This is a genomic window from Barnesiella sp. CU968 (genome assembly GCF_905219685.1).
GTDB classification, from domain to species: Bacteria; Bacteroidota; Bacteroidia; order Bacteroidales; family Muribaculaceae; genus Lepagella; species Lepagella muris_A.
Genome location: NZ_CAJMXD010000563.1, coordinates 1 through 1,351 on the forward strand (window position 1 = coordinate 1; position 1,351 = coordinate 1,351).

At 31.9% G+C, this 1,351-nt stretch carries 1 protein-coding gene; it reads right to left on the reverse strand.

The features are described 5' to 3' along the window. Window positions 1-218: 218 nt before the first annotated feature. On the reverse strand, window positions 219-1,351 hold a 1,133-nt coding region (locus JX312_RS13700), incomplete at its 5' end, for a hypothetical protein (protein WP_204458474.1).

The following is a 1,351-nucleotide window of genomic DNA, read 5'->3' on the forward strand; positions in this document are numbered from 1 at the left end:
TTTTCTCCTTCAACACTCTGATTGAGGGTTTGTTATGCCTAATAACATTATTTCGCACTAATTTTTAGACAATCTCTTAGAGAGTGTTTAGTTTTAAACCAATTAAACATTAAGGAGCACACAAAACCCTCAATCAGAGTGTTGAAAGGAGAAAAAGGTTTTTGAAGATACTATTTCTGCACCCATAATAATTGAATGTTGGAACAAACAAGAAAGAATTAATCGTTGTTCAATATCTCATTCAGTCGGTTAAAAAAACGTATAAAATCTTGACTAAATTCTATCTGGTATCCCTCTGAGACAGGACCAATAAATATTTCGTCTGGTTTTGATTCGCTACCTTCGACATCAACACACAACAGGTTATAATTCTTTAATGAAAAATCACCGCAATATATTTTTGATTCTATAATTGGTTTGTCACGTTTGGAAAAAAGAGCTTCTGCCATTTTGAATACTTCGCCATCATTGATTATCTCAATTCTTTTGTTGTTTTTAAATTTAGTTGGAATGTAATTTGGGTCTTCATGTATGAGCCAAACTTCGGTATTCTGTGGTGTCAATATAAATTTATAAAATTTATCTTTCAATGCCATATCCCAGTAACGAATAATTATTTTTTTCGGTTCTTGGTACCTATGAGGAGTAATCATTCTGCGATGTTTTTTTGAAAAGAAAATTAGTCTGTACTCAATCCAGCATTTACGGATAATATCATGAAACTTATCAAATATGGACGAGCTTATGGTCATATATGCGCCATTTTTTGCGACACGATTGAAGGTTTCAATGCTCTTTCTTCCATTATTGAATACAGTGACATCAAGTTTTCCAGCGATAATATCTGAAAAAACAAACTCATCTGATATCACTTTTTTTAGAATTAGAGGTACAGATTTAGTAAAGAACAGAATTGTGGCATATTTGAATAATCTGTTGTCGATCGGCATAGGGGGATATTCATATCCATTATGTGATATGAGCCGTAGGTATGATTGATTATTATTTAGGTGAAAATCCCAGTTCCCGTATCCTCCGGCACTTTTAGAAATGATTATACTGTCCGGATGATTTGAGACTTCAGCGAACATTCTTTCAATTGTTAAATCTTGGATATCGTCTACTTCCCCGTAGTCAAACCTCTTTAAACTGTCTAAAAACGCAATCTCATCGCATTGTTTTTCAGCCCAAACCGGAATATTGATGCTTAATAATTGTAATATCAACAATATCATTAACGATAAAGTTTTAATTGATTGATAGTTCATACGGTGAAAATATTTTTCTGATAATTTTAAATTGTTTCTAAGTAAGTGAAAAAAATAAATGCACATATAAAACACTATTATTT